This window comes from Paenibacillus sedimenti (assembly GCF_014534655.1).
GTDB lineage: Bacteria > Bacillota > Bacilli > Paenibacillales > NBRC-103111 > Paenibacillus_E > Paenibacillus_E sedimenti.
Map to the genome: position 1 here is coordinate 520,901 of NZ_JACVVD010000004.1, position 24,570 is coordinate 545,470.

The window sequence follows — 24,570 nt, forward strand, 5'->3', positions numbered from 1 at the left end:
CCTGAAATCAGGAGGGTCCTTTGATGTCCCCGTCCTTCGGTAGCTGGCTGGCTTGCGGCTTCAATACACCGCAGTTACGCCCCTATAGCTTTGCGTCGCTGGCTTTCGCCAGGTTTGCCATTGTCGGAACTTGTTGTCGAAATGATATATATTACTAAAGTTTAGTCGATTAATATTAGTAACTACATCGTAATTCTCCATTGTATGAAATGTAAATGGTTATTTATACTTATTTTCGATAAGGCGATTCAGGACTTATTTCTCAAGCACCTCGATCCTCCCTTATTCATTGCCAATGCCATAGACAACCTTCATTCTGCCTGCCTCTATAGCGCTATTACGTATTTAAATTCGTTTTCAAGACGATAGAGGTGACGGTCTTTTTGCTTCCGCGTTATGCCGATCATCTCTAAGCAAGCACCTTCGACACAACAAGCGGCCGATCCCTCGATGGGACGGCCGCTTTCGTTCAATTCAATAGAGCATCGAGTACATCCGGCTTCGCCGGGATGCGCAGCGTCAGTGCGTCCGACTCGCCGAACTGCGCCGTACCTTCAACGCCATCAGGGTGCTGCCGGACTTCCTTAAGCATAGCCTGATCGGTATCCGCGACCGAGAACGCGAACAGAAAGCATGCGTTTGGAATTTGATGAAAATCAAACGCCGCAGGCTCGCCGGAATGGATAACCAGGTCAACACAGGTTTGTCGGCCATCCCTGGAAATCTCCCACCGGAAGTCCGTTTCCCCGTCCATTAAGCAGTAAAGCTTATCAATCGCGACGCTAATTCCGGCAATACGAACCCGCACGCGATCTTCATGCTCCACTAAGTCAATATGATCCTGGCATCCGCCGATCTCGAACCGGAGCCGCAGATCAGAAGCCGTAATACGGCCATGAACCTTATCCAGGTTCGGATGCGTTCCGCCGCCATCCGTTGCGAAATTCACGCCGAACAGCGCATTCCCGCGATGCTGTAGGCCCGTGAAGACAGCAGACGAGTAATCGTAGCCGTCGTGAAGAGCCCGGAAGTGCACATAGGTGCAATGCGCCCCGTTCGCCACATAGGCAAGCAGGTTCCGGCGCTGATTCCACATGATGCCCGAGCTGAAGGTGCCGAAGGCGAGACCGGCGTTCATGTACATGCTCGCGCGTTTCTCCTTGGAACCGTCCTTTTGCCGGGAAACGATCTGATGAAGCTCCCTTTCGCCGATATCCTGAAATAGCGAAACATATTTCTCGGGACATTTGATGTCGTTGCCATACCACGTAATGCCGAAAGTAAAGCCGCCTTCCGGAACCAGCTGGACCTTCCCGTCGCTCGCATATTGCAGAAAAGACAGCTTCTCGGGCGGAAGCAGCGTTTCATAGGCCCTGCTGTGCGGTCCCGACCACTGCAGAAGCAGCGGATGAAAATGATACGCCATCATCCCCCAGGCCAGCTCGAGCAGTTCCTCCGCCATGGCCCGCGCTTCGGGGATGCGTGTTTCCGTCGCAATGCTCGACAGCTCCTCGATCGCGACGATCGTATAAGTCGGGCTGTTGTACTCGGTGAAGGTGCCTTGTTCCCTCGTATATTGGCAAAGCCGTTCCAGCCTGTCGAAGCCATAGGTCCGATAACGTTCATCACCAAAGCTCTCGCCAGCGATCAAGGTGACGAACGCGCCCATGATCGCAATATTGGTGTAGCCCGGACCAACGTTCCGTTCGATGATCGCATCGCAACTGTTGCGAACGGCCATCTTCGTCCGCTCCAGCAGGGCAGGCGGGAATAAATCCCCGTGCCTGACGATGGCGAGCAGCAGCTGCTTTCCGCAGAAATCGGCCCAGTTCCAGTCCGGCGGCGACATTTGCGCAAGCGGCTCCTCATAGAACCATGACCAGATGCCGAACGTAGGCGACGCCGGATCGGCGTCCTGCAGCGAAACGACCTGCTCGATAATGGCAAATGCCCGATCGCGATATTCCGGCAATTCGCTGTCTAGCAATGCGACCGCATACAGAAGCGCTTCCCGTGTCGGATGGACAAAATCGGCCTGCTTGATCGTCGTATGATACCCAGGGCTTTTGAAAGGCCTGCGCACCATGCGGAGCTCTGGGTTATATCCTTTGTGCCAGGAATTCAACGTTGCGAGAAAATACGGATGCCACTTTTTTGCCGTCATTGTTCTCCCTCTCGTTTGGCCCATTCCCGATCCCTGTATTCGGTTGGGGTTAAGCCGGTTATTTTTTTGAAAATGCGCGTAAAGCTGTTCACGTTCGTGTAGCCCACCGATTCCGCGATGTCGCGAATTTTCTCGCTGCCGCCGGCCAGCCGTTCCTTCGATTTCTCGATGCGGATTTCCATCAGGTAATCGATGAAATTGCTGCCGGTATAATCCTTGAAAATTTTGCTCAAATGGGAAACGCTTATATGAAATTGATCGGACAAATAGTTCAACGACAAATCGCTTTGCATGTAATGGTTCCGAATGAACTTCATAATCTTCTCTACGGCGTCGTTCTTCTCCTTGCTGCTCCGTTTCGAGCGAATGCCCTCGATATATCCGGACAAGATACTGAAGGCAAAATCCCGGATGGGCTCTAGATGCTCATACTGCTCCAGCGTTTCGTACATATTTTGCGCCGGAACGAGCTCCTCTTGAGCGACGCCGATTTCTCCGGCCACGACTGCCGCTTTCATCAGCAGTTGAACGATCAGCTGCCTGATGTTGTCGGGCGGCACTTTGGAGGAAGCGAGCTTCTCAAACCAGCCGTTCACTTGGTGCTTCAACTTCTCTTCATCCAGCATCTTGATGGAATCGATCATACCGTCCGTGAGCGTAAACAGGCGGTTGAACGCACCGACGCTGTAATTCTGGATATCATCAGCCGCAATGATCGAGTTGTTTCCCATAACCAGCTTGTATTCCAGCGCTTCCATGGACTGCTTATGCGAGATATGAATATCCTGCATCTTGTGAACCTCGCCGCCGATGCCAATAGAGATCGTCCTGCGGAAGTTCTCCTGCACGAAGTTTTTCAGCATGTCGGCTACGGCAACCGCACGAACAGCGTGTTTGGTGGTATCGCCGTCTTCGAAGCTCACAATGATCGCGCATTGGCCGTCCTCCCACTCGACCGCCGCACCTTTGCTTTCCGCATTGATCAGCTCTTCCGCCACATTGCATAACGCGTAAGCATACAGATGCAAATCGCGCATCGATGCGATTTCCGACTTCCGGTCGAATTCGGTGCTCATCACGATAAAATGATTCGGAAACAGCTGCACGCCCACCAGCTCCATGTACTGTCCGATATTTCGGTTCTGCGTCGGATAGTCAGTCAGAATTTCCATCAGAAGCCGCCATTTCATGATCGGCTTGCTTTCCTTGATCTGCTTCTGCAGCATCTCGCTGTCCGATAAAATGTTCTGCACCGCATCTTCGAAATGGACAAACTCGTTGCCCTTCATCCAGTCCGCACCGGCATACAACGGGTGGGTTTTCAGTTTTTTGGAAAGATTGGCGATGAACCGGTTGATCGGATTGAATGTCCACAGTCCAAGCAGAACGGCAAGGATGCCAGCAGCAACGAACAGAATGCCGGCGATGACGATCAGCGCATTGCGCACCTTGACGAGCGGTTTGTTTAGCTGAATTTCCGGAACGATACTGACGATTTTCCAGCCCGTATATTTGGAAGTGACGTAAAAGACCGAGCTGGCCTCGTCGCCAACGTCCGCCTTGAAATTGCCTTCGTCTTGTCCTTTCAACACTTTGGACATGACCGGTGCACCGCTCATATCCGCTCCCAGTTTGCTTTTATCCGAGCTCGACATCAGCCTGCCCTCGGGGGAAAGGATGAACGTATCGCCAAGAGTACGGTTTTTTGCATCGGTCAGCAGTTGATACAGCGCTTCTTCCTTGATATTGATGGCAACGGCTCCGCGACGGAAGCCCGGAGAGTGAATGAGCGGATACGTTCGGACCAGCGTCACCACGTTACGGTAGATCGGGAAGTTCGAAGCGTTCAACGAAACGGGCCGAGTCGTCAGCCAACTTGAATAACCGTCGAACTTTTCGAACTGCCGAATCCAGACGTAATCTTCCGGTGCTTGTTCATCTTTCAGTGCGCCTCCGGAAAACAACTGATTTCTTACATAAGAATATAAATCAATGGAAAAGACGTATTCCCCCGCGTTCACGAATCGGGTGATATAATTGCTGAGATTGTACGCGTTATCCCGGCTTTCCGTCTCGTTTATGTCGTAATCGAAAAATTTCCTGACCTCTTGATTCTCCAGCATTTGAATCGTTTCTTTGTCGATCGCCTGAAGCATAAGCTCAATTTTGTGGTCGATCTGGCTGAGCAGCGCCATATGGGTATTCGTGGATTCGTATTTCAGCCGGTTCGTGGCGACCCAGTATGACAAGAAAGAAATGACAAAAACGACGAGGAACAGGAGCGTCAGCAGCACCAAAACCGTTCTTTTCGTCGACCGGTATTGAAAGATGCTCATCCCCTGTCCCCCCTTTAGGTGTCTTAAATTTATTTAAAATTCGACTTGTTCTTCTCGTACCATTCCTGCGCCAGCTGCTCCGCTTTGTCTCCGCCCAAACGCTTCCACTCTTTCCGGAGATCCTCAAGCGCCTTTTCCGCTGTGTACCCGCTTTGAGTGACGGTTTTTGCCCGAATTTCATCGATCGTTTTCCTAATTGACGCTTTCGCTTCGTTGATTTCGATCACGTTCGGCTGGTAAGGAATGTCACGGCGGAACTTGTTTTTCAAGACGGTATTGAGCGATTTCACTTCCAGATTGGCAATCTTCTGGGAGAGCGGGTCCTGCGCCGCTTTGATCGGCCAATCCTCCGCCTTTTCAATAAGCGGTCTCAAAACCCCGTATTCGCTGGCATATAATACTTCTTTCTTGAACTTGTCATTATCCGTCTTTTGCGGAATTCCGTTCACCAGCTTATAGTGTGTGCCTTCCGTTCCGAAGTTCAGCGAGAACCAGCCTTTATCCATGATCCAATCCAAATATTGGATTGCAGCTTTCGGGTTTTTCATGTTCTTGTTAAACGTTACGTAAATGAAGGCCGGCGTCTCTTGGTAGGTACCGTATTTGCCGTATTTCGTAGATACAGGTTCCAGAGGGGCCAGCAGTGCGTTCGGGTTGTTCGTCATCAGATCCCGGTTCATGACTTGAACCGTTCCGCCGCCCCATTGACACATGCAGATCCCCGCCTTGCCCGTCGTCCAAAGCTGCTTTGTCCGTGAATTGTCTTTATCGGTGAACAGTTCTTTGTCGAGAAGACCCAAGTCGTACATCTTTTTCTCCGTCGCAAGCGCATCGCCGTAGCGGTCGAGAGTCGGCCCGTATTTCATTTTGCCGTCTTCGAGGTACCAGTCGGCCCAGACCGCGCCGAACATCGCCGAAATTACGTCGCCAAACGTATAGCCGACGATCGGAACGGTATCGGCCTTTCCGTTGCCGTCCGGGTCATTATCTTTAAACGCTTGGGCAACCGCGATCAATTCGTCCATCGTTGTAGGCGTTTTCAACCCGAGCTTGTCGAGCCAATCCTGCCTGATCCATATACCGTGGTTCGCAATGGTGCTGATTGTCCGTTTGGTGGTCATGGCGTAAATTTTGCCGTCAAATGAAATATACGGCTTCAGATCCGGATTTTCCTGCAAATATTTTTTGTAAGACGTGCTATATTTGTCAATATACTCGTCGATCGGCTGTATGACGCCTTGCGTGACCAGATTTCCGATATAATTGCGGTCATATTCCCAGATGAGATCCGGCGCCTGGTTGGACGCAACCAATACATTCAATTTCTCTTGCGCCTGATTACGCGGAACGGGCACGACCTTGAGATTGATGCCGGACTGCTCACGAATCCATTTGACCCAGCGGTTCTCCTCATACGTCCCCTCGTCGCTGGATACTTGCCCCCTGTCGAACATCGAAATGCTGACATCCTTCGGCAGCTTGTCGTACTTATCCTCCTGCTTGGCGCCTGCTGGGGCTGCGCTGTTGCCATTGCCGCTTGCTCCAGTCGTATCGCCGGTTTTCGAGCACCCGGACATCGCTACGACCAATGCAAGGCAAGCCGGGAGCGCCAGCCCGATCCATTTCTTGAAACCCGATTTCATGCGACTCCTCCTCTTTTTTTCAACATACTTGATTTATCACAAGGCTGCAAGCCATTATGACCTTACCCTTTTACTGAGCCCAACAAGACCCCTTTGACGAAGTGTTTCTGAAGGAACGGGTAAATGCACAAAATCGGTAAAATGGCGATGACGATCGCCGCGGCCCGTACGCTTTCCGCCGTGATGGTCGTTTGCGAGACCCCTTCGCCGTTCGTTGTGCTAAGCAGCTCCGAACTGACGTTTTGAATCATTTGGTAGAGCTTGACCGTCACCGACAATTTGTCTGTGCTTTTGATGTAAATCAGCACGGACAAATATGAATTCCACCAGCCTACTGCGTAAAACAAGGTCAGGGCGGCGATCACCGGAAGAGACAAAGGGAGAATGATCTTCCATAAAATCGTCAAGTCCTTAGCGCCGTCCATGGCTGCCGATTCCTCCATTTCCTCGGGCAGCCCTTCGAAAAACGATTTCATGACAAACATGTTATAAGCGCTTATGAGCGCAGGAAGCCACAGGGACCAATAGGAGTTGATCAGCCCGAGTGCGTTTATCAGCAGAAAGTTCGGGATCAGCCCGCCGCCGAACAGCATCGTAAATAGGATGGCCATCAACATGATGTTGCGCCCCTTCAATCGCCGTTTGGACAGCGGATACGCGGCCATGACGGTGAACAGCATATTGAAGGCGGTGCCGACCACTGTAATGATGACCGTATTTTTCATCGCGACGAGCAGTTGCCCGTCGAGCCATAGGTTTCTGTAAGCATCGAGGTTGAACTCGATCGGCCAAAGATACACCTCGCCCGCGTTGATCGCACGGCTGCTGCTGAATGAAACGGCCAACACGTTGATGAACGGAAACAGCGTTGCGCAGGCGAAGACTGCCAGCAAAATCGCAATTAACACTTGAGACCGTTTGGATGAATGGATCATGCTACCATAACCCCCGTTCCCCCATCGCCCGGATCAAACGATTGACCGAAACGACCAGAATTAAAGCGACTATCGATTGAAATAGGCCCAGTGCGGTCGTGTAGCTGTACTGCAGTCCAACGATACCGCGATTGTACACATAAGTGCTGATCACTTCGGCGACACTGGTTACAGTTGAATTTTGCAGCGCAAACACGTGCTCAAAGCCGACGTCCATCATACGCCCCACCTGCAGTACAAGTAATATCGCAACGGTACTGCGGATGCCGGGCAGCGTGATATGCCAAATCTGCCTCAGCTTTCCCGCTCCGTCCATCGCCGCGGCTTCATAGAGCTGCGGGTTGATGGAGGCCATTGCGGCAAGGTACAGGATTGTCCCGAAGCCGGCTTCCCGCCAAATGCTCGAGCCGACGAAAGACACGGGCCACCAAAAGGTGCTGGCCATAAAATAAATCGCTTCCAGCCCGAACAGCTTCAGGACTGCGTTTACGACCCCGGTACTTGGCGACAAGAGCGCAATGACGATCCCGCCAAGCACAACCCATGACATAAAATGCGGAATGTACAGGAAATTTTGCAGCATCCGCTTGTACCATTCCGTACGAAGTTCATTCAGCATGAGCGCCAGCACGATCGGAACCGGGAAAGCGAAAACGAGACTGTACACATTCAGAAGCAGCGTGTTTCTTAAGATAATGTAAAAGTCACGGCTCGTAAACAGCTTCCTGAATTGATCGAAACCTACCCAGGGACTTCCCCAAATGCCTTCGGCCAAACGATAATTTTTAAACGCCATCACTTCGCCGAGCATCGGCACATATTTAAAGATGATAAAATACAAGGCTACGGGAATGAGAAGCATGTACAAATATTTGTCCCTGTCCCATTGCTTCCGCCAACCTCGTGTTCTTGGCTGCATATGCCTTCTCCCTTCTCCCTCTTCCAGATGAAATGATCGGACCGATACCCATAAGGTAGCAGACGGATAGCGGGATGCAATTCTGCACTTTTTGTTCGATGCTGCTTTTGTCCGGTTTTTGGCATCGTCTTTTTTTGTGATGTCATTCAATTTTTGTCAGGAAACTGTTTAGCAGCATCAGCGTCAATCCCTGCCCGTACTGCGTCGGATAGCATGGGATCGCGTTATATGCGTCTACCGTTGCCAAAACCGCCGTCCCGCCGGAAACGCCAAGCACTTCCCCGTCCGCAGCAATGCGTCCGAGCACAGCTTGAAACGCCCTGTCGGCGGCAGGCCGCAGGCCGGAATCGAGCAGCCCTTCGCGGATGCCGCGCATGATGCCGCAGGCAATGCCTGCGCTGCCGGAGGTTTCGCGGTAAAAGTCCGGACGGTCCATCACGGTGCTCCACAAACCGTCATCCTGCTGAAAGCGGACGATGCCTTCCATCATCCGTTTGTACCGGTCCGTCAATTCGGGCGGAATGTTCGTCAGCCCGCGTATTTCGTGCAGGATTTCCGGCAGTCCCAAGGCAATCCAGGCATTCGCGCGCGTCCAGCGGGCAGCGGACATATGGTTCGCTGAGATGCAATTCCAGCCGTGAAACAGTACGCCGGTTTCCCGGTCCTGCAGCAGCTGCAAGTGGATCAGAGTCTGCTGGACGGCTTCCGCGGCATAGTCGGCGCTGCCTGTCAGCCTTGCGGTTCGCGCCAGAAACAGTACCGCCATGAATACCGTATCCGCCCACACCTGCTCGGGAAACTCCGCGTTCTCCGTTACCGTGTGCTCGAATGCCCGCTCCCGCGTCCTCGGCGCCTCGTTCAGCAGCCATTCGGCGAGGCGGTGTGAGGCTTCCATATAATAGGAATCCCCCGTATGCCGGTATAACGGCGCATACACTGCGTACGGTACGATGGAGTTGATCACTTTTCCCCCTGCCGACTTGACCCGGTTTCTTCTCTCCCATCCAAGCACAAATTCCAGCACGTCCTGGCGTCCGGTCCTGTGGCCATAGTCCGCGATTGCCGTCACGCCGACGCCGGGCACCCAGTCCCATGCGTTCAAATCAAGCCCCCACCTTCCCGGATAGTCCTTCCGCATATAATCAAATACGCGGACCGCTTGCTCCTGTAGATTCAAATCCATCCGTTATCCTCCGTTACCAATGTTCATGAAACCGCATTCAAACTTTCGTACCCAATGTAGCATGCCGCACGGATAAAGAATATCTTCAATGTTTTGGCGGCTATGCTTTTTCGGTTTTTACTTGCCTTCATTTTTTGTGATCGCATACTTTTTTTGATAAAGCTTTGTTATTCTTCATTGTTGATTTCTAACCATTAGAAAAACCACCTAAACAATTAGCGATCAATTCGAAACTATCGTTACCCCATATATATACTCGAAAAATCATACAGATTTATCCTTCAAACGGTAATTTCCATAGTTATACTCGAAAAATCATACACAAAAGCTCTAATTGAAGCGAAGAGCCCGATTTTATATGAAATTTCATACAAAATCGTTGTTTCTGTGATTTATGAACCTTCGCAGTTCCGCTCTTTTTTAAGTCCCGTCACTTAAATAAAGAAAATCAACAACTAAGTTTAAAGAGCCTTTGATAAAGATGCCTTGCCGGTTGTGCAAAACGAATGCTTTCCGCTGCTGGATTTGAACCACCTGGATTGTGCGACTGTAAGGCATACAACAAAAAGCCCCGGAAACGGGGCTTTGCCAACAATCTGGCCGCCGCATCATGCGGTGGCGTTCTTGATTCGGTATTCATTTTGGTATGGCGAAGTTCGGAGTTCCGTCCTCATTCCAATTCAATACTTGCACGCGTGTATGGCGATTGGGATCATACAGCGGATCGCCCACGATTTGCTTGTAGCTTCGCGAATGATATACCAGAATATCGGCCGATCCATCCTCCGAAACGGTGAAGCTGTTGTGGCCCGGGCCGTATTGTCCGGTTTCTTCACTCGACCGGAACACAGGCTCCGGCGATTTAGTCCATGAATGCGGATCTAACAAATCACTGGTATCCAAAGCTGTCAGCAGCCCCATGCAATAATTGCTGTCCGTTGCGCTTGCCGAATAGCTGATGAATATTTTCCCGTTCTTCTTGAGTACCGCAGGCCCTTCGTTCACCCGGAAGCCTACGGTTTCCCATGCAAATTCCGGCTTTGAAAGCAAGACCTGCTTGCCTCGAATCGTCCATGGATCGGACATTTCGGCGATATACAAATTGGAATTTCCTTGCTTGTCCGGGCCCTCCTGCGCCCAAACCAAATACCTTACGCCTCGATGCTCGAAGGTTGTGGCATCCAAAGAGAAGGATTCCCAATTGGTCCGAAGCTGGCCCTTTTCCACCCATGTCGGTTCCAGCGGATTGGCCGCATCATTTTCAAGAACATACATGCGGTGCTGCCATACTTCCTTCTCGTTCTCATCCGAGCCTCCGGCAGCAAAATGGATGTACCATTTGCCGTCGAAATAATGGATTTCAGGCGCCCAAATATGCGCGCTCATTCTCCCCTTCGCGTGTTTTCGCCAAATGACGGCCGGTTCGGCGTTCCCGAGCTCCTGAATCGTTCTTGCCCTTCTAAGCTCGATGCAGTCGTACGCGGGAACCGAAGCGGTAAAATAATAGTAGCCGTCTGTATGCTTGTAAATCCACGGGTCTGCCCGCTGCTCGACGATCGGATTGCGGAATTGCCGCTTGATGCTTAACCGGCCGTTCTCCTCGCATATCGGCAAAAATAGCGGCCTTTCATTCGGAGTCTTATTGGGTCTGTGAATAGCCAGCATCAATTCCCCTTCGAACGTGGTAAACAGCATGCCGTGACCTCCGTCTTGCCCGAATAACGGCTCGCGGTCTTGCACCCAAGGCCCCCTGATGTCACCTGTATCCGAACGGGCGATACCGATCGCATAACCGTTCGCTCCGTGGCTTGACCACAGCATCAGGAGATCCCCGTTTGCCGCGCGGTGCAAGTAGGGTCCGTCCGTTACGAAGTTCTTTTTCCCGTTTGATGCGGCACCGCTTCCAACAGCCCACGGCGCATCGGAAGCATGAAATAATAGCACAGGCTCTCCGTCAGCGGATTTCAAGTCCCCGCTTAGTGGCAAGGCACACATTTCGCCGTCCTGCACCTGCAGCCATTCATGGCAAAAGATCATCCAAGGCTTTCCGGCACCGTCGACATACAGCGTCCCGTCCAAGCACTCCCAATCGCCAGGCGTGACCGGTCCGTCCGAATGAGGCCGGAAAGGCCCGACCGGATTATCGGATACGAGAATTTGCGTGCCCCTGCATGTGCCGTCCGCCTTAAAGCTGGCAAACATATAAAACTTGCCTTCATAGATGTACACTTCAGGAGCCCAGTAATGCCGGTCCGCCCAGAATCCTTCTTCCGGCCGAAAAGCAGGGTAAGGTCCTTCCCAGCGATCAAGATCGTCGCTCATATACACATCAAAGCCGGTTGCTTTTCCTTCCCATACATTTTTGTCCGTAGTTCCGTAAAGAAAGTACTTTTTCCTATCTTTTACGGTCAGTACGAACGGATCGCGGATTTGAATTTGTTCTTTGGTCAGCATAGCGCTCTCCTTAAATTTCGCAATTTTTCGACATTTGCTATTGTTCTACAACCATAGTGGGGAATCCTCCTCCATTAGAAAGGTCAAGGAACTTAAACAAGTCCTTGACCTTTTTGTGGTTATCGCCGCTGTAATTCATTTCAAGTATCCATCGATTTATAACGCAAATCTCCAATCCCAAAAATTGTCCCATTGTTGAAAATCAACAGCAGGAATAAAATGAATTTAACTACATTTGTCCATATTATTGCGCATTATCTCCATAGTTTTGCTCAAGAGCATGTTAGATAATATGGAGTAGGAGGGATAACATGACAATTTCATTCGATACGGCACACGGTGTGTTTCACTTACAAACTAAACATATGAGTTATGTCATTCAACTTGTAAAATCCGCCTACCCTGCGCATGTTTACTGGGGACGCCCGATTAGAAACGGACAGTTGGGCTCGATTTTGCAGTTTCAGGAAAGATGCTCGTTTTCGCCAAATCCGATTCCGGAAGATCGAAGCATTTCCTTTGATACGCTGCCTCAGGAATATCCGGCTTACGGAACGAGCGATTTTCGTGAGCCGGCTTATCAAGCCTCGCAAATGGATGGCTCAACGATTACTGAGCTTGTATACGATAAACATCGCATTTACCAAGGAAAACCTAAGCTTGATGGACTCCCGGCTGTATATGTTGAGGATGATGCTGAAGCAGAAACGTTAGAGCTGGAGCTGATTGACCGCAGCATCGGGCTCCGGACGGTGCTTATCTATACGATATTTGAGCACCATGCCGCAATTACGAGATCCGTACGTTTCGTGAACGAAGGAAGCGAAGAGTTGAAACTGCTTCGAGCGCTTAGTATGAGCGTTGACTTCTTGCACAGCGATTTTGATTTACTTCATCTTTCGGGCACTTGGGCGAAAGAACGGCATATGGAACGAAGAGTCTTAGCTCCCGGTAAGATAACCGTTGAAAGCCGACGCGGATCAAGCAGTCATCAGCATAATCCGTTCGTTGCCCTGCTCGCCAAGGATGCGAATGAAGATCATGGCGACGTATATGGCTTCAGCTTGGTATATAGCGGAAACTTCGCTGCCCATGCAGAGGTCGAGCCTTATGGCAGCACGCGTGTATCGATGGGCATTAATCCTTTTGATTTCAGCTGGCTGCTGGAACCCGGCGAACAATTTCAAACACCGGAAGCAGTGATGGTATACGCAAGCAGAGGACTTGGCGAAATGTCGCGGACGTATCACAAGTTGTATCGAACCCGGCTTTGTCGCGGCCAATTCCGCGATCGAACCAGACCGGTACTGGTCAATAATTGGGAAGCGACCTATTTTCAATTTAACGCGGATAAAATCGAAAGCATCGCCCGTGCCGGACGCGAGCTGGGGATTGAATTGTTCGTTCTCGACGATGGCTGGTTCGGGAAACGCGACAGTGATAACAGCTCGTTAGGGGATTGGTTCGTAGATAAAGCGAAGCTGCCGGGCGGGCTTGAGGATCTGGTCAGCAGAGTCAATGAATTGGGGCTTCAGTTCGGGTTGTGGTTTGAGCCGGAAATGATCTCGCCAGATAGTGACTTGTACCGGCGACACCCCGACTGGTGCCTGCATGTACCGGGCCGCAGAAGGACGGAAGGGCGTCAGCAATTAATTCTGGACTTCTCCCGTACAGATGTATGTGAGGCTATTACGGGCATGATCCGAAATATTCTTCGTAGCGCCCCTATTACCTATGTCAAGTGGGACATGAACCGGAACATGACGGAAATCGGTTCGGCATCGTTGCCTCCGCAAAGGCAGCGGGAAACCGCGCACCGTTACATGCTCGGACTTTACAGCGTGTTGGAAACGTTAACCTCGGAATTTCCGGATATTTTATTCGAAAGTTGCTCGGGCGGAGGCGGCCGCTTCGATCCCGGCATGCTGCATTACATGCCGCAAACATGGACCAGCGATAACAGCGACGCGGTTTCACGTTTGAAAATCCAGTACGGGACCAGCATCGTATATCCCATCAGCACGATGGGAGCCCATGTATCCGCAGTTCCTAACCATCAGGTGCATCGCATGACTTCTTTAGAGATGCGCGGGAACGTCGCCATGTCCGGTAACTTCGGCTATGAACTTGATCTGACGAAATTCTCAGATGAAGAAAATGATCAGGTCAAACAACAGATCGCACTGTATAAGCAAATCCGGCCACTCGTCCAATTCGGAGACATGTATCGTTTGCTGAGCCCATTCGAAGGGAACGAAACTGCATGGATCATTGTCTCCGAAGATAAATCCGAAGCCATGGTCGCCTACTTTCGCGTCCTTGCAGATCCAAATCCGCCGCTAAAGTGGCTGAAACTCAAGGGGATTGACCCGAATCTTGATTACGAAGTCACCGGTTTGGCAGGGAACTACCCAGGTAACCATCTCATGTATGCAGGCCTTCACGTCTCCGGGCTGCATGGAGATTTTCAAAGTAAAATTTGGCTCCTCAAGTCAAACTCTTCCGCAATATGACTGACATTGAAGGAACGCATCCCGAGGGATTCGCGTTCCTTTTAACCTTCTATTCGTTCAATAAACAAGGGGGCGTCTATGCTATTTCTCAGAAAGTTAAATCCGAATAGTTGGTTACGCAATCAGCTCATCCGCCATAAAATCATGTTCATCTATTTTCCGCTGATCCTTGTGCCTTTGTTTGCTTTGGGACTTATATCCAATCATATGTATACGAATGCGATTGTCAAAAAGACGATAAAGAACGTATCGGATAACTCTTCGCTGATTATTACACGCATCACTGGTATGTTGACCAGTGCTGAAAGCTTCGCGAATATGGTGACCATTAATTTCAATAAGGTGATTATGGATGACCAGCTGTCTTCGGAGAGCGTGGTACCGAGTCTTCAAATGTATACGCAAATTACGAATCAACTTAGCTATGCGATGCTTGTGTTCCCTGACGTTCAATCGGCTGCTTTCATCGATACGAACAACCGGATTTACGGTACGAGTCTTTCTATGGAACGGAACCCGGAAGCTTTAAGCGACAGCGCCATACTCAAGCATATTGATGCGTCTAACGGAATGAATATTTGGTTTCCGATGCAGCGAAGGGATTACTTGACGCATGATGCTCAAGAAACGGTGATAACGCTCGGCAAGCGTATCGTGAATATTAATACCGGACAAAAGCTGGGGATCCTTGTGCTTAATATCAAAGAGAGCTCCCTATCTGCCATCTATCAAAAAATTGGCTCGATTCAAGACGGCAGCTATTTCATTTCCGATCATAAAGGGGTCGTCATCTCGTCGCAGCATCCTGAGGAGCTACTGCAGGAAGTGACAGATCCCGAAATGAAAAAGTGGATTGTCTCGACGGATAACACATCTGATCTGACTTCTTTTCAGAATGGCAAAACCGTTGTAGTTAGCTCTGATGTGCCTGGATTTGACTGGAAGCTCATCTCTATGGCGCCTCTCCGATCCTTAACGGCGGATACACGGAAAATAACGCTTTTCATTATAATCATCGGCACGGTTTGTCTTTTCTTTGCCTTACTTGGTGCAGGCATACTGTCCAAGCTTATTGCAAAGCCGATTATGTCATTAACCAAACATATGAAAAGGGTAAAAGAAGGAAATTTGGATATCGAATTTCAGGTTGATTCCGAAGATGAGATCGGATTGCTGGCATCAGGTTTCAATGCGATGATCAGACGCATTCAAGAACTCCTCACCAACATTAACTTTGAACAGAAAAAGAAGCGAGAATATGAGCTTGCTTTGATTCAGGCTCAAATTAAGCCTCATTTTTTATATAATACGCTGGATGTCATTTACACGTTATCCGAGATGGGAAGAGTCCGGGATGTGCAGCGAACGACAAAATCGCTTGCCGACTTTTACCGTGCTGCGCTCAGCAATGGAAGAGAAACGATTACCATCGAGGAAGAGATCCGCAACGTAAAGGATTACTTATCCATAGAGCGTATTCGGTACTCCGATGTGTTTAATTTTGAGTTCGACATTGCAAGCGAGATCATGACAGGGCTTATACCGAAGTTAACCATTCAACCGCTTGTTGAGAACGCGATTTACCATGGTCTTAAAACGAAGGGAAGCTTCGGGCTGCTTAAAGTGACAGGCGAACTTGCATGCGGAAAGATTAGATTGAAAGTAACGGATGACGGGATTGGCATGTCCGCAGAGCGGCTTCAATCGCTTCAATTCATAAAAGCATCAGTGACGCAACATGCTGTCGGCTACGGATTGCGAAACGTTCATGATCGAATACAGCTTTATTTTGGTGAGGAGTATGGCATTCATATTGAGAGCGAGTTAGGCATGGGCACAGAGGTCTCACTTTGGCTCCCTTTTCGCTTCGAGGAAGGATAAATGATGCAGAAGATTATGATTGTTGACGATGAATCGATTTTTCGAGAATATTTGCGCACGGCCCTCGATTGGGAAGTGTACGGGTTTGAAATTTGCGCAGAGGCCAAGAACGGTATTGAGGCTTTGGAGCTAACAGAGAAGCATCGTCCGGATATTGCGCTCGTTGATATCACGATGCCTTTTATGGATGGATTAAGCTTTACGGAGCAGTTAAAGGAGCGCTTCCCTGCGACGAGTGTCGTATTGATCACAGGTCACAGCGAGTTCGATTACGCCCGCAAAGCACTCAAGCTTGGCGTTGAGGACTATATCTTGAAGCCATTCTCTAAAGATGAGTTGGTACTTACGCTGTTAAAATTGCAAAAGGAGCACCTAAAAGCGCAGGAAGAAAAATCGACGCTGAAGGAAAATTTGCAATTGATGAAAGAAAGCTTTCTGAATCATCTTCTGAGTCCGGACTATGATAAATCGGACACGGAAACAGAGTCTAAGCTTCAGCAATTTGGAGAATCGTTCGACGCCCCCTGTTTCGTCGTAGCCTGTATCGAGATCGATAACCTGGATCAAAGATGGAATAAAGTGAGCGAGCGACTGCTGTGGAAGTATGCGGTCACCAATATTTTGAATGAGGCGCTTGAAGAGAGCGGGAACCATCTGATTTTTAACGGTCCGGAAGGCCGGATTATTTGTTTGGCGGAGCATCATTCCGGGCAGAAGCACGAGATACCGGCTCTGGACGGTTATGAAAAGCTTCGTTTTTTAATTCATAAGTATTTAAAGTTGACGATAACCGTTGGTGTAGGGCGCAGCCAGTCGGGCTATAAAGGGATTCGCAGTTCTTACTTGGAAGCATTAGAGGCGCTCCAGAATAAATTCGTACTCGGTACAGATCGTGTCATTGCTTACGGAACTCAGAGTTTGAGTGCTCATGCTTTCTATAAGGCGGAATTGAATGAAGAGCTTTTGATTCAACTCCGTATGCATAACCTGGACAAAGTCAATGCGCACTTGGAGCATATGTTCCAAGATATTCGCGAGAGAAGGCTTTCACTTGATTATACGTATGTCATTAGTATGGGGCTTATTTCCGTATGTCTATCGTATGTAACGGAAATGGGCCATCCGATTGAGGACTGCTTCGGCGAGTCGTTTTTCCCCTACAGCGAAATCAAAAAGATGGCATCCATTGACGCAACCTTTGAGTGGATTATGGCGCTTTTCGCCCGGGCTGTTCAATATACCATCCAGCACAAGAAGACACGCTCTTCTAAAATTGCGCAAGCGGCAAAAGCATACATTGAGCAGAGCTATCCGGACCCCGGGCTTCAACTGGAGCAAATCGCACAGCAAGTATTCATTAACTCCAGCTACCTGCGGGCGGTTTTCAAAAAAGAATTCGGCATGACCGTGACCGACTATGTCACACATATTCGCCTGCATAAAGCAAAGGACTTGCTGGGCAAAGGTAACATTCGAATCGCGGATATTGCCGAGATGATCGGTTTTAGCGACCCAAGTTATCTCAGTAAAAGCTTTAAGAAGTTTTTCGGATATTCTCCTAGTGAATATGAAAACAACCGGCATTGACATCCACGCCATCGATGTGCGGATTTTACAAGAAGCCCACGGTTTTTACATTATCAAAGTAAAATTTTTTGACTATACTCGGTTTATCAAGACAATAGAAGATCAATTGGGAGGTCCAAAAAATGAAAAAAATGGCGGTAACTCTTGCAAGTATGCTTGCTGTATCCAGTCTGGCGGCATGCAGCTCTTCGAATACAACGAAAGAGGCTGCCGGTTCCAGCGCACCTGCGCCAGCAGCTACGACTGCGGCAGTCAAAGAAGGTAACGCAAAACCGGTCAAGCTTCGCATCTATGCGCAATATGCCGATGAAGATACGAAATCCCCTTATGACTACGCTGTTGCAGAGTTGAAAAAAGAAATGCCGAATGTCGAACTGGAATTGGATATCCAAGCGCAAGACGATGGCCAGAAGCTGAAAACCTATGCAGCAACCGGCAACCTGCCCGATATTTTTCAATCCGGTTTGGATATTATTGATACCTTCAAAAAATCCAACAACATCCTTGTCCTGGATGAATATGTAACCAAATTCGGCTTCAAAGATAAAATGCAGCCGAGTGCTATGAACACTCTCGTTACTGAAGACGGCCACACTTATGCCTTCCCTTATGCGGGTAACGAAGTGAATCTCTTGTACTACAACAAGGAATTATTCCAGCAAAATGGCGTAAAAGTGCCTACCACTTATGATGAAATGATGGCCGCCGTGAAAACCTTCAATGGCAAAGGCATTACGCCGCTCTCTATTTTCGCCAAAGAAAAATGGCCTTGCGTAGCCCTCTATGATATGTTCGTTACCCGCGCTGAGCCAGCCGGCATTAAGAAGCTGGATAAAGGTCAAGCGAATGTCGAAGATGCGGCCTACAAATCGGCAGCTGAACAAATTATTGCGCTTGTTAAAGCCGGCATGCTGCCTAAGGGTGCGACCAACCTGAACTATGATCAAGCGGCTGCGTTGTTCCATGAAGGGAAAGCCGCGATGTTCATCAATGGTCAGTGGGAGATCGAAGCCGCGACAAAGGCATTGGGTGATAAAGTCGGTTATATGTATATTCCGGCAGCGGATGCAGGTGCTTACGAAAAGGGTAAAACGGCATTCAGCGGCAGCGGCGGCCCGGGCGGATATGCCGTATCCGCAAATACGAAAGATAAAGAACTTGCGGCTAAAGTGGCTGCCTTTATCTCATTGAAATATGCCGAATACAAATTCACCAACCGTAGTAATCCGATTGTTGCGACAAAGGTCGATAAACCGGTAGTGAAACAGTTCCCGCCGATGATGGAGCAGTTGTCGCAAGATATTCCTAAAATTACAAGCACAACCGCATTCGCTTGGGGCTTATCCAACCCTAAATTCAAAGCAGCGATCGAAGACTCTGCGCAAAACCTGTTGACAGGCAATTATACCGTGGATCAATTCGTTAAAGATGTCAATAAAGCAGTTGCAGCGAAATAAAGAATGGCCAAAAAAAGGGGACTCACACTGGATCGCTTGAGCCGGTGTGGGTTTTCTTAATAAATAGAGGAAGTGATGACATGAGCAAATTCCTGGGAAACAAACCAGCCATACTTTTATTCACGCTGCCTGCGCTCCTTTTGTATACAATCATCGTATTTTATCCAATTATCCAGACGTTCTATCGAAGCACCCAAGAGTGGGATGGATTAAGTCAGGGTACGTTTATATTTTTTGACAATTACATTCGGTTGTTTCAAGACAGCATTTTTTACACTTCGCTGTACAACGGCATTGTGTTTGCGGCAGTCTTGGCGGTCGTACAGATTGGCATTGGTACGTTGCTGGCTTTCGCCGTAGCTGAGGGGTTCAAAGGAAGCAAGTTGTTGCGCATCAGCTATTTTATTCCTGTCGTTTTATCGATTACAGTCGTCTGTCAGCTTTGGCTCGCCATGTATAACAGTGAGTACGGACTCATCAATAAAGTCTTCGAGGCGTTAGGCATCTCCTACCGGCAAGATTGGCTGACAAATAGCAAGACGGCCATCTTCGCGATTGCGTTTGTAAACGCTTGGCAGTACATGGGCTATCAGTTTGCGCTGCTATTGGCTGCAGTCAAATCAGTGCCGGAGCAGTACCTGGAGGCGGCGCGTATTGATGGGGCATCCAAGTTCAAGGCACACATAAAAATTACGATCCCAATGCTCGCTGAAACGTACAAATTTTGCTTGGTATTGGCTGTTACAGGCGGTCTAAATGCGTTCGCTAACATGTTTATCATGACGGGAGGCGGACCTGGAAATTCCACTTATACACTGACGTATCTGATGTACCGCTCGGCCTTTAGGGTTGGAGAGTTCGGATACGGAAGCGCTGCTGCCGCTTTTCTTGTCGTCGAATGTTTAATCGTGACAATTGTCATCAATCGTCTCATAGCACGTGAGCGGATTACTTTTTAAGGAGGTAGAAGATGCAAACAATTATCAAGCTAAGAAAGAAGAATCCGCTTCTCGGAGCTTTTCTATGGTTATACGCGGCTTTAAGCGTATATCCTCTACTCTGGATGGTATTCTATTCATTGAAAAATAATAATGAGATTTTCGTGACGAATCCTTTCGGGTTCCCGACGAATTTCCGAATCGAAAATTACACGGAGGCCTGGTCACGGTTTAACGTACCCGTTTATTTCGGCAACAGCCTTTTGGTGGCCATATCAACCGTAATAGGTACGATCCTCCTTTCAGTTACGTTTTCTTATGCAGTCGCTAGAATGCATTGGCGCTTCAAGGAGATCGCTCGCATTTATGTGGTCATCGGCATGTTTATTCCCGTTCAGGTGATTATGATCCCGCTTGCGATTCTTGTTCGGGAGTTCCATTTGGCCAATACGTATGGCGCATTAATCATACCTTATATCGCTTTTAATATCTCGTTCGCGAGTATGGTTTTTTACGGCTTTTTTCGAAGTATTCCCGTAGAGCTGGAGGAGTCCGCTTGTATGGATGGCGCGAGCATATACCGGACTTTTTACACAATTATTTTGCCGATTATTAAGCCGGCGATGGCGACCATGGTGATCTTCGTGTTTTTATCGGCGTGGAATGAGTTCACGATGGCCTTGATTTTGATTACAAAAGAGTCCTTGAAGACGCTCCCCCTGGGATTGCTTTTCTTCCAAGGGCAGTTTACGACGAACTGGGGCGCAATGGGAGCGGCAATGACGATTGCCAGCCTGCCAACGGTACTCGTTTACGTGCTTTTTAGTGAACAGGTGGAAAAGGCTTTGACTGTAGGGTCTGCTGTGAAAGGTTGAGGGCATGATATCAAGATAAAACTGAGAGCGTCTGCAAACACTCTCAGTTTTCATTTGCTCTCCAGCTATGCAGATGATCTCAAACATCATCTGACTGATAATATTTCAATGTTCCGATTATAACGGAAGTGTGATCGTAACAGTGGTGCCGGAACCTAACCTGGATTGAATGTCAATTCCGTAAGGGTCGCCGTAAATGATTTGAATGCGTTGGTGCACATTTTTCATACCTAACGAGCTGCTTGAATCATGGCTAATTTCCAAAACCTTTTCCCGAGAAATACCTTTGCCATTGTCCTCAATGACGAACTGCCTTGCCCCGCCTGCAATTTTGCCTGTAATGACCAACCGGCCACCGCTGCGCGTAGAACTGAAACCATGAACAAAAGCGTTCTCTACAAAGGGCTGCAGCAGAAACTTGGGAACTGTCGTAGCGAGTATCCCTGGCTCAACCTCAGTCACAACGTCGATTTTCCCTTCAAATCGTTTGGACATCAGATAAATATAACCTTGAAGATAGGCAAAATCCTCCTCGAATAGAACCAGATCTTTGTTGTTTTTCACCGTATATTTCAGCATCTTGGACAAACTGACGATCATTTCGCTGATCTCGTCTTGTCCATTTTCCAATGCCACCAAATTAACCAAATTTAACGTATTGTACATAAAGTGAGGATCCAACTGAAGATTTAAGGCGGTGATCTCCGCATCCCGCTCCCTGATTTTGATTTCATAATTCTCTTCAATCAGCTTCCCGATGCGCTCGTTCATCAGGTTAAAATTATGAATGAGGATACGAAACTCGCTTGTCCCAATTTCCGGGAGCTTTACCTCAAAGTCTCCCTTCCCCGTCTTGTTCACAGCGCGCGTTAATTTTCGTATAGGATTAGTAATTCTACCTGATATTAAATAAGACGTAATAACTGCGATGATAACGATAATAAAAGCCGAGTATAAAAAATAAGACCGCATAGCGGCAATGATCTTCCCTACCAACTGTTCGGAAGGGAAAGCAATGATGGAAGTCCAACCCGTCACTTGTGACGAATCGAAGCATACGATCATTTTCTTACCGTTAATAGTGAAAACATTAATACCGCTCTTCGCGCTTAAAACCTTCTGCAGCCAGGGGGCTGACAAACGAGTCGATACCTGTTCATCAGCCTGACTGGAAACCACACTGCCGTCCGGACTCACAATCATATAGAAGCTTCCTTCGAATGGAACGCTTTGATCGAGCAGCTTTTGAAAAAACTCCTCTTTAAAATTTACGAGCAACACGGGCGATTCGACACCCTGCGGAAGCGTGAGATAAATACTTCCGTCCGTAATCGCTCCATCCAACATTTCTACAGCAGAAAACATATGCTGATAGTCGATCTTCACATCTCTCAAGTAAGAAACATTATACATGTCGACGAAGTTGTAGGTAGGCATCCAAACGATTTTCCCTTTGTTGTCGGCAGCCGTCCGATAGATCCGGGATTCCTTGAAAGAAGCCGCAGGGATAAAGCCTTTCCCATATTCTCCGCTGTAGAACGTAGTCGGTCCGAATGTGAAATAGCTTGTAGCCAATTGAACTGAATAAATATCCTGTGAATGGGAGAAATATTTTTTGATGATTTGGCTAACGGTGCGATCCAACAAGAGAATATTCTCGTCATTATCAGGCGACACATCGGAAAATGCTTGATATAGTTCCTTATCGTTGGTGAAAGCTATGATATTTTGACGAATCAAGGACAACTTCGTATCAATAGTTTCATTGCTCTTCTTCACGATTTGATAAGCATTCTTCTCCGCAATGTCGGTAACAACGGACGTACTGATCGCGTAATACCTAAACCCGAAAATTCCAAGAGTCAGAGTAATTAATACAATAAAAAGCACCAGGAACTGCGTTCGAAGGCTTATATTCTTGTAGAAGGATAACCTCATCTGCAATCTCCTCAGAGTTTTTCGTTAGAAAAACTTGCTTCGTAAGCGTTACTGTTTTGGGCATGAATCCGTTTATATTTATATGGTGAGGTACCCGTTTCTTTTTTGAAAATTTTGGTAAAGTACGCGGCGTCTCTATACCCGACTTTAATGGCAATATCCGCCATCTTATAGTCCGTTTTAAGGATAAGCTGTTTCGCTCGATCGATCCGTACTCTTTGCATATATTCCGAGAAACCGATACCGGCCACCGATTTGAAGATCGTACTGAAATAGGAAGGATGAAAGTGGAACTTTTGTGAAATATCCTCCAGTGACAGGTCTTCCTGATAATGATTGGACAAATACCGGATACATTGATCGATGATCTGCTGATGCTGATTTTTCGATTGCCGTTCTTCCACTTCCATAATCTTGACTAAAAATTGCAGCAGCACTTTCTTCAACTCAAAATAATCCCTGCAGCTGTATAATCTTATTTTGGTTTCCGCCAGCCACCTGGCAAATTCCTCATCATGAAAATGATTTCTGACGGCTTTAGCCAAATGAAGCATAAATACGTACCATTCTTCCCGCAGGAGGTCAGGGTCGCACTGCTGCAGCTTGAGCTTGTCGATATGGTCGTTAACGGCTCTGCTGAGATTGAAACGATCCTGATTATGCATGGCATTTGAAATGAAAGCAAATTCTTCTTTAAAAGGAAACCGGGTATTGAAGGCAGGGGCAAGCGCATTTGAAATTACCTTTCTCACTCCTGCATAAAACCTCTGTTTCAAAGCCATTTTCGCTTGTTTGTACGAAAACGGGGCGCACTCCATGAACCGCTCGACTTCCGGACCTATACTAATCGTAACATCCACGCCGGTTTCTGAATGAAATTCGGAAATCAGGTTGTCCATCCGAAGCTCCAACTGACGGAAGTTCTGTACGGATTTGGACGGCAGTGAAACGGCTGCCACAAGCGAATGCGAATCGTTCTCCGATTGAAAAACGGCATGGATGTTTCCGAATTCGCCTAATTGCCGCAGCATCATATCCCGAAACATAGCCAGGGAAGACGATGCTTCCTTTACCGATGCTTCCTCACCCGAAGAGACCATGCCATTCAACTCGGAAACGAGAATAAGGCCGGAGCCGTCACTCCCAAAGAAGCGATCGTTAATTTCTTCCAGCTCTTGATCGTTCGCCTGCTCCTCGATCCACAGATTCAAAAGATGGTCCTCATAGACGGGCAACGAGGATGTAAGCTTTTTCTGAATGGTTGCCATCCTCTGTTTTTCATTGCGTTCTTCCAGAAGAGTGGCTTCCAGCCGTTCAAGCAAATCGATGAGCTCGGACTTTCCGATAGGTTTGAGCAAATAATCAAAAGCCCGGTAGCGTAACGCTTGGACCGCAAATTGAAACTCGTCGAAACCGGTTAAGAGGATGACCTTAGGAGGGGCTTCCATCCGCGATATCAGACCTGTTAAAGCAATCCCGTCGATACCGGGCATACGAACGTCGCTGATGACGATGTCTAACGAGTTATTTTGAAGAATTTCCAACGCGTCTTCCCCGTCCAAAGCTCCGGAAATTTGATAATGGGGCTTTAATTGACGAATAATAGATGCTAACGCTTTCACTTGTCTCGGCTCATCATCCACAACCAGTAATGAAAACACAGCGGTACACCCCCAAGTACTTACAAAGATGAATACATAATGTAAACGCATTCAATTGATTGATACTTATTATAACATAGTTAAAA

At 48.3% G+C, this 24,570-nt stretch carries 15 protein-coding genes, 1 pseudogene and 1 riboswitch; of the genes and pseudogenes, 6 read left to right on the forward strand and 10 right to left on the reverse strand.

Annotated elements, in window-relative coordinates; translation table 11 throughout:
- Positions 1–35: 35 nt before the first annotated feature.
- Positions 36–129: riboswitch (cyclic di-GMP riboswitch) on the reverse strand.
- 340 nt (positions 130–469) lie between these two features.
- The 8 genes and pseudogenes from ICC18_RS15240 to ICC18_RS33745 all read right to left on the reverse strand — a co-directional run.
- Complete coding sequence (locus ICC18_RS15240) at positions 470–2,164, reverse strand: DUF8769 domain-containing protein (protein ID WP_188175266.1); 1,695 nt, start codon at positions 2,162–2,164, stop codon at positions 470–472.
- The gene (locus ICC18_RS15245; RefSeq protein WP_188175267.1) at positions 2,161–4,500 is read right to left on the reverse strand and encodes a helix-turn-helix domain-containing protein; all 2,340 of its coding nucleotides are present in this window, start codon (positions 4,498–4,500) and stop codon (positions 2,161–2,163) included. The genes ICC18_RS15240 and ICC18_RS15245 overlap by 4 nt, the downstream gene beginning before the upstream one ends.
- Before the next feature lie 29 nt (positions 4,501–4,529).
- A complete protein-coding gene (locus tag ICC18_RS15250; RefSeq protein WP_188175268.1) occupies positions 4,530–6,143 on the reverse strand; it encodes an extracellular solute-binding protein in 1,614 nt (537 codons plus the stop codon).
- A gap of 62 nt (positions 6,144–6,205) precedes the next feature.
- Complete coding sequence (locus ICC18_RS15255; RefSeq protein ID WP_188175269.1) at positions 6,206–7,078, reverse strand: carbohydrate ABC transporter permease; 873 nt, start codon at positions 7,076–7,078, stop codon at positions 6,206–6,208.
- A 1-nt stretch (position 7,079) separates the two neighbouring features.
- Positions 7,080–7,997, reverse strand: coding sequence for an ABC transporter permease (locus tag ICC18_RS15260; RefSeq protein ID WP_188175270.1), 918 nt, complete (start codon positions 7,995–7,997; stop codon positions 7,080–7,082).
- A gap of 142 nt (positions 7,998–8,139) precedes the next feature.
- The gene (locus ICC18_RS15265) at positions 8,140–9,180 is read right to left on the reverse strand and encodes a glycoside hydrolase family 88/105 protein (RefSeq protein ID WP_188175271.1); all 1,041 of its coding nucleotides are present in this window, start codon (positions 9,178–9,180) and stop codon (positions 8,140–8,142) included.
- Positions 9,181–9,816: 636 nt separating this feature from the next.
- The gene (locus ICC18_RS33740) at positions 9,817–10,761 is read right to left on the reverse strand and encodes a glycoside hydrolase family 43 protein (protein ID WP_312029537.1); all 945 of its coding nucleotides are present in this window, start codon (positions 10,759–10,761) and stop codon (positions 9,817–9,819) included.
- A 69-nt stretch (positions 10,762–10,830) separates the two neighbouring features.
- Positions 10,831–11,634 (reverse strand): annotated as a pseudogene (locus tag ICC18_RS33745) (glycoside hydrolase family 43 protein); the annotation flags it as partial.
- Between the two features lie 311 nt (positions 11,635–11,945).
- On the opposite strand from ICC18_RS33745, the gene ICC18_RS15275 reads away from it, so the two are divergent.
- The 6 genes from ICC18_RS15275 to ICC18_RS15300 all read left to right on the forward strand — a co-directional run bounded on the left by ICC18_RS15275 (position 11,946) and on the right by ICC18_RS15300 (position 20,885).
- Positions 11,946–14,147: an alpha-galactosidase gene (locus tag ICC18_RS15275; RefSeq protein WP_188175273.1), complete on the forward strand. Its 2,202-nt coding sequence runs from the start codon at positions 11,946–11,948 to the stop codon at positions 14,145–14,147.
- A 78-nt stretch (positions 14,148–14,225) separates the two neighbouring features.
- Complete coding sequence (locus ICC18_RS15280) at positions 14,226–16,028, forward strand: sensor histidine kinase (protein WP_188175274.1); 1,803 nt, start codon at positions 14,226–14,228, stop codon at positions 16,026–16,028.
- Positions 16,029–17,615 (forward strand): response regulator, encoded by a 1,587-nt coding sequence (locus ICC18_RS15285; protein ID WP_188175275.1) that lies wholly within the window; start codon positions 16,029–16,031, stop codon positions 17,613–17,615.
- A gap of 122 nt (positions 17,616–17,737) precedes the next feature.
- Positions 17,738–19,072 (forward strand): ABC transporter substrate-binding protein, encoded by a 1,335-nt coding sequence (locus ICC18_RS15290; RefSeq protein ID WP_188175276.1) that lies wholly within the window; start codon positions 17,738–17,740, stop codon positions 19,070–19,072.
- 80 nt (positions 19,073–19,152) lie between these two features.
- Positions 19,153–20,031, forward strand: coding sequence for a carbohydrate ABC transporter permease (locus ICC18_RS15295; RefSeq protein WP_188175277.1), 879 nt, complete (start codon positions 19,153–19,155; stop codon positions 20,029–20,031).
- Positions 20,032–20,042: 11 nt separating this feature from the next.
- On the forward strand, positions 20,043–20,885 hold the full coding sequence (locus ICC18_RS15300) for a carbohydrate ABC transporter permease (RefSeq protein WP_188175278.1): 843 nt from the start codon (positions 20,043–20,045) through the stop codon (positions 20,883–20,885).
- A 117-nt stretch (positions 20,886–21,002) separates the two neighbouring features.
- Here ICC18_RS15300 and ICC18_RS15305 read toward each other — a convergent pair whose 3' ends face one another.
- Positions 21,003–22,823 carry a sensor histidine kinase gene (locus ICC18_RS15305; RefSeq protein ID WP_188175279.1) on the reverse strand — a complete coding sequence of 607 codons (1,821 nt, stop codon included), beginning with the start codon at positions 22,821–22,823 and terminating at the stop codon, positions 21,003–21,005.
- 11 nt (positions 22,824–22,834) lie between these two features.
- Positions 22,835–24,484: a response regulator gene (locus tag ICC18_RS15310; protein WP_188175280.1), complete on the reverse strand. Its 1,650-nt coding sequence runs from the start codon at positions 24,482–24,484 to the stop codon at positions 22,835–22,837.
- Positions 24,485–24,570 lie beyond the last annotated feature (86 nt).

Bases quoted from the DNA above. Each gene is read 5' to 3' on its own strand.
- ICC18_RS15300 (WP_188175278.1), top strand. From the start codon at position 20,043: ATGCAAACAATTATCAAGCTAAGAAAGAAGAATCCGCTTCTCGGAGCT.
- ICC18_RS15245 (WP_188175267.1), bottom strand. From the start codon at position 4,500: ATGAGCATCTTTCAATACCGGTCGACGAAAAGAACGGTTTTGGTGCTG.
- ICC18_RS15240 (WP_188175266.1), bottom strand. From the start codon at position 2,164: ATGACGGCAAAAAAGTGGCATCCGTATTTTCTCGCAACGTTGAATTCC.
- ICC18_RS15260 (WP_188175270.1), bottom strand. From the start codon at position 7,997: ATGCAGCCAAGAACACGAGGTTGGCGGAAGCAATGGGACAGGGACAAA.
- ICC18_RS15255 (WP_188175269.1), bottom strand. From the start codon at position 7,078: ATGATCCATTCATCCAAACGGTCTCAAGTGTTAATTGCGATTTTGCTG.
- ICC18_RS15275 (WP_188175273.1), top strand. From the start codon at position 11,946: ATGACAATTTCATTCGATACGGCACACGGTGTGTTTCACTTACAAACT.
- ICC18_RS15295 (WP_188175277.1), top strand. From the start codon at position 19,153: ATGAGCAAATTCCTGGGAAACAAACCAGCCATACTTTTATTCACGCTG.
- ICC18_RS15305 (WP_188175279.1), bottom strand. From the start codon at position 22,823: ATGAGGTTATCCTTCTACAAGAATATAAGCCTTCGAACGCAGTTCCTG.
- ICC18_RS15280 (WP_188175274.1), top strand. From the start codon at position 14,226: ATGCTATTTCTCAGAAAGTTAAATCCGAATAGTTGGTTACGCAATCAG.
- ICC18_RS15290 (WP_188175276.1), top strand. From the start codon at position 17,738: ATGAAAAAAATGGCGGTAACTCTTGCAAGTATGCTTGCTGTATCCAGT.
- ICC18_RS15285 (WP_188175275.1), top strand. From the start codon at position 16,029: ATGATGCAGAAGATTATGATTGTTGACGATGAATCGATTTTTCGAGAA.
- ICC18_RS15250 (WP_188175268.1), bottom strand. From the start codon at position 6,143: ATGAAATCGGGTTTCAAGAAATGGATCGGGCTGGCGCTCCCGGCTTGC.
- ICC18_RS15265 (WP_188175271.1), bottom strand. From the start codon at position 9,180: ATGGATTTGAATCTACAGGAGCAAGCGGTCCGCGTATTTGATTATATG.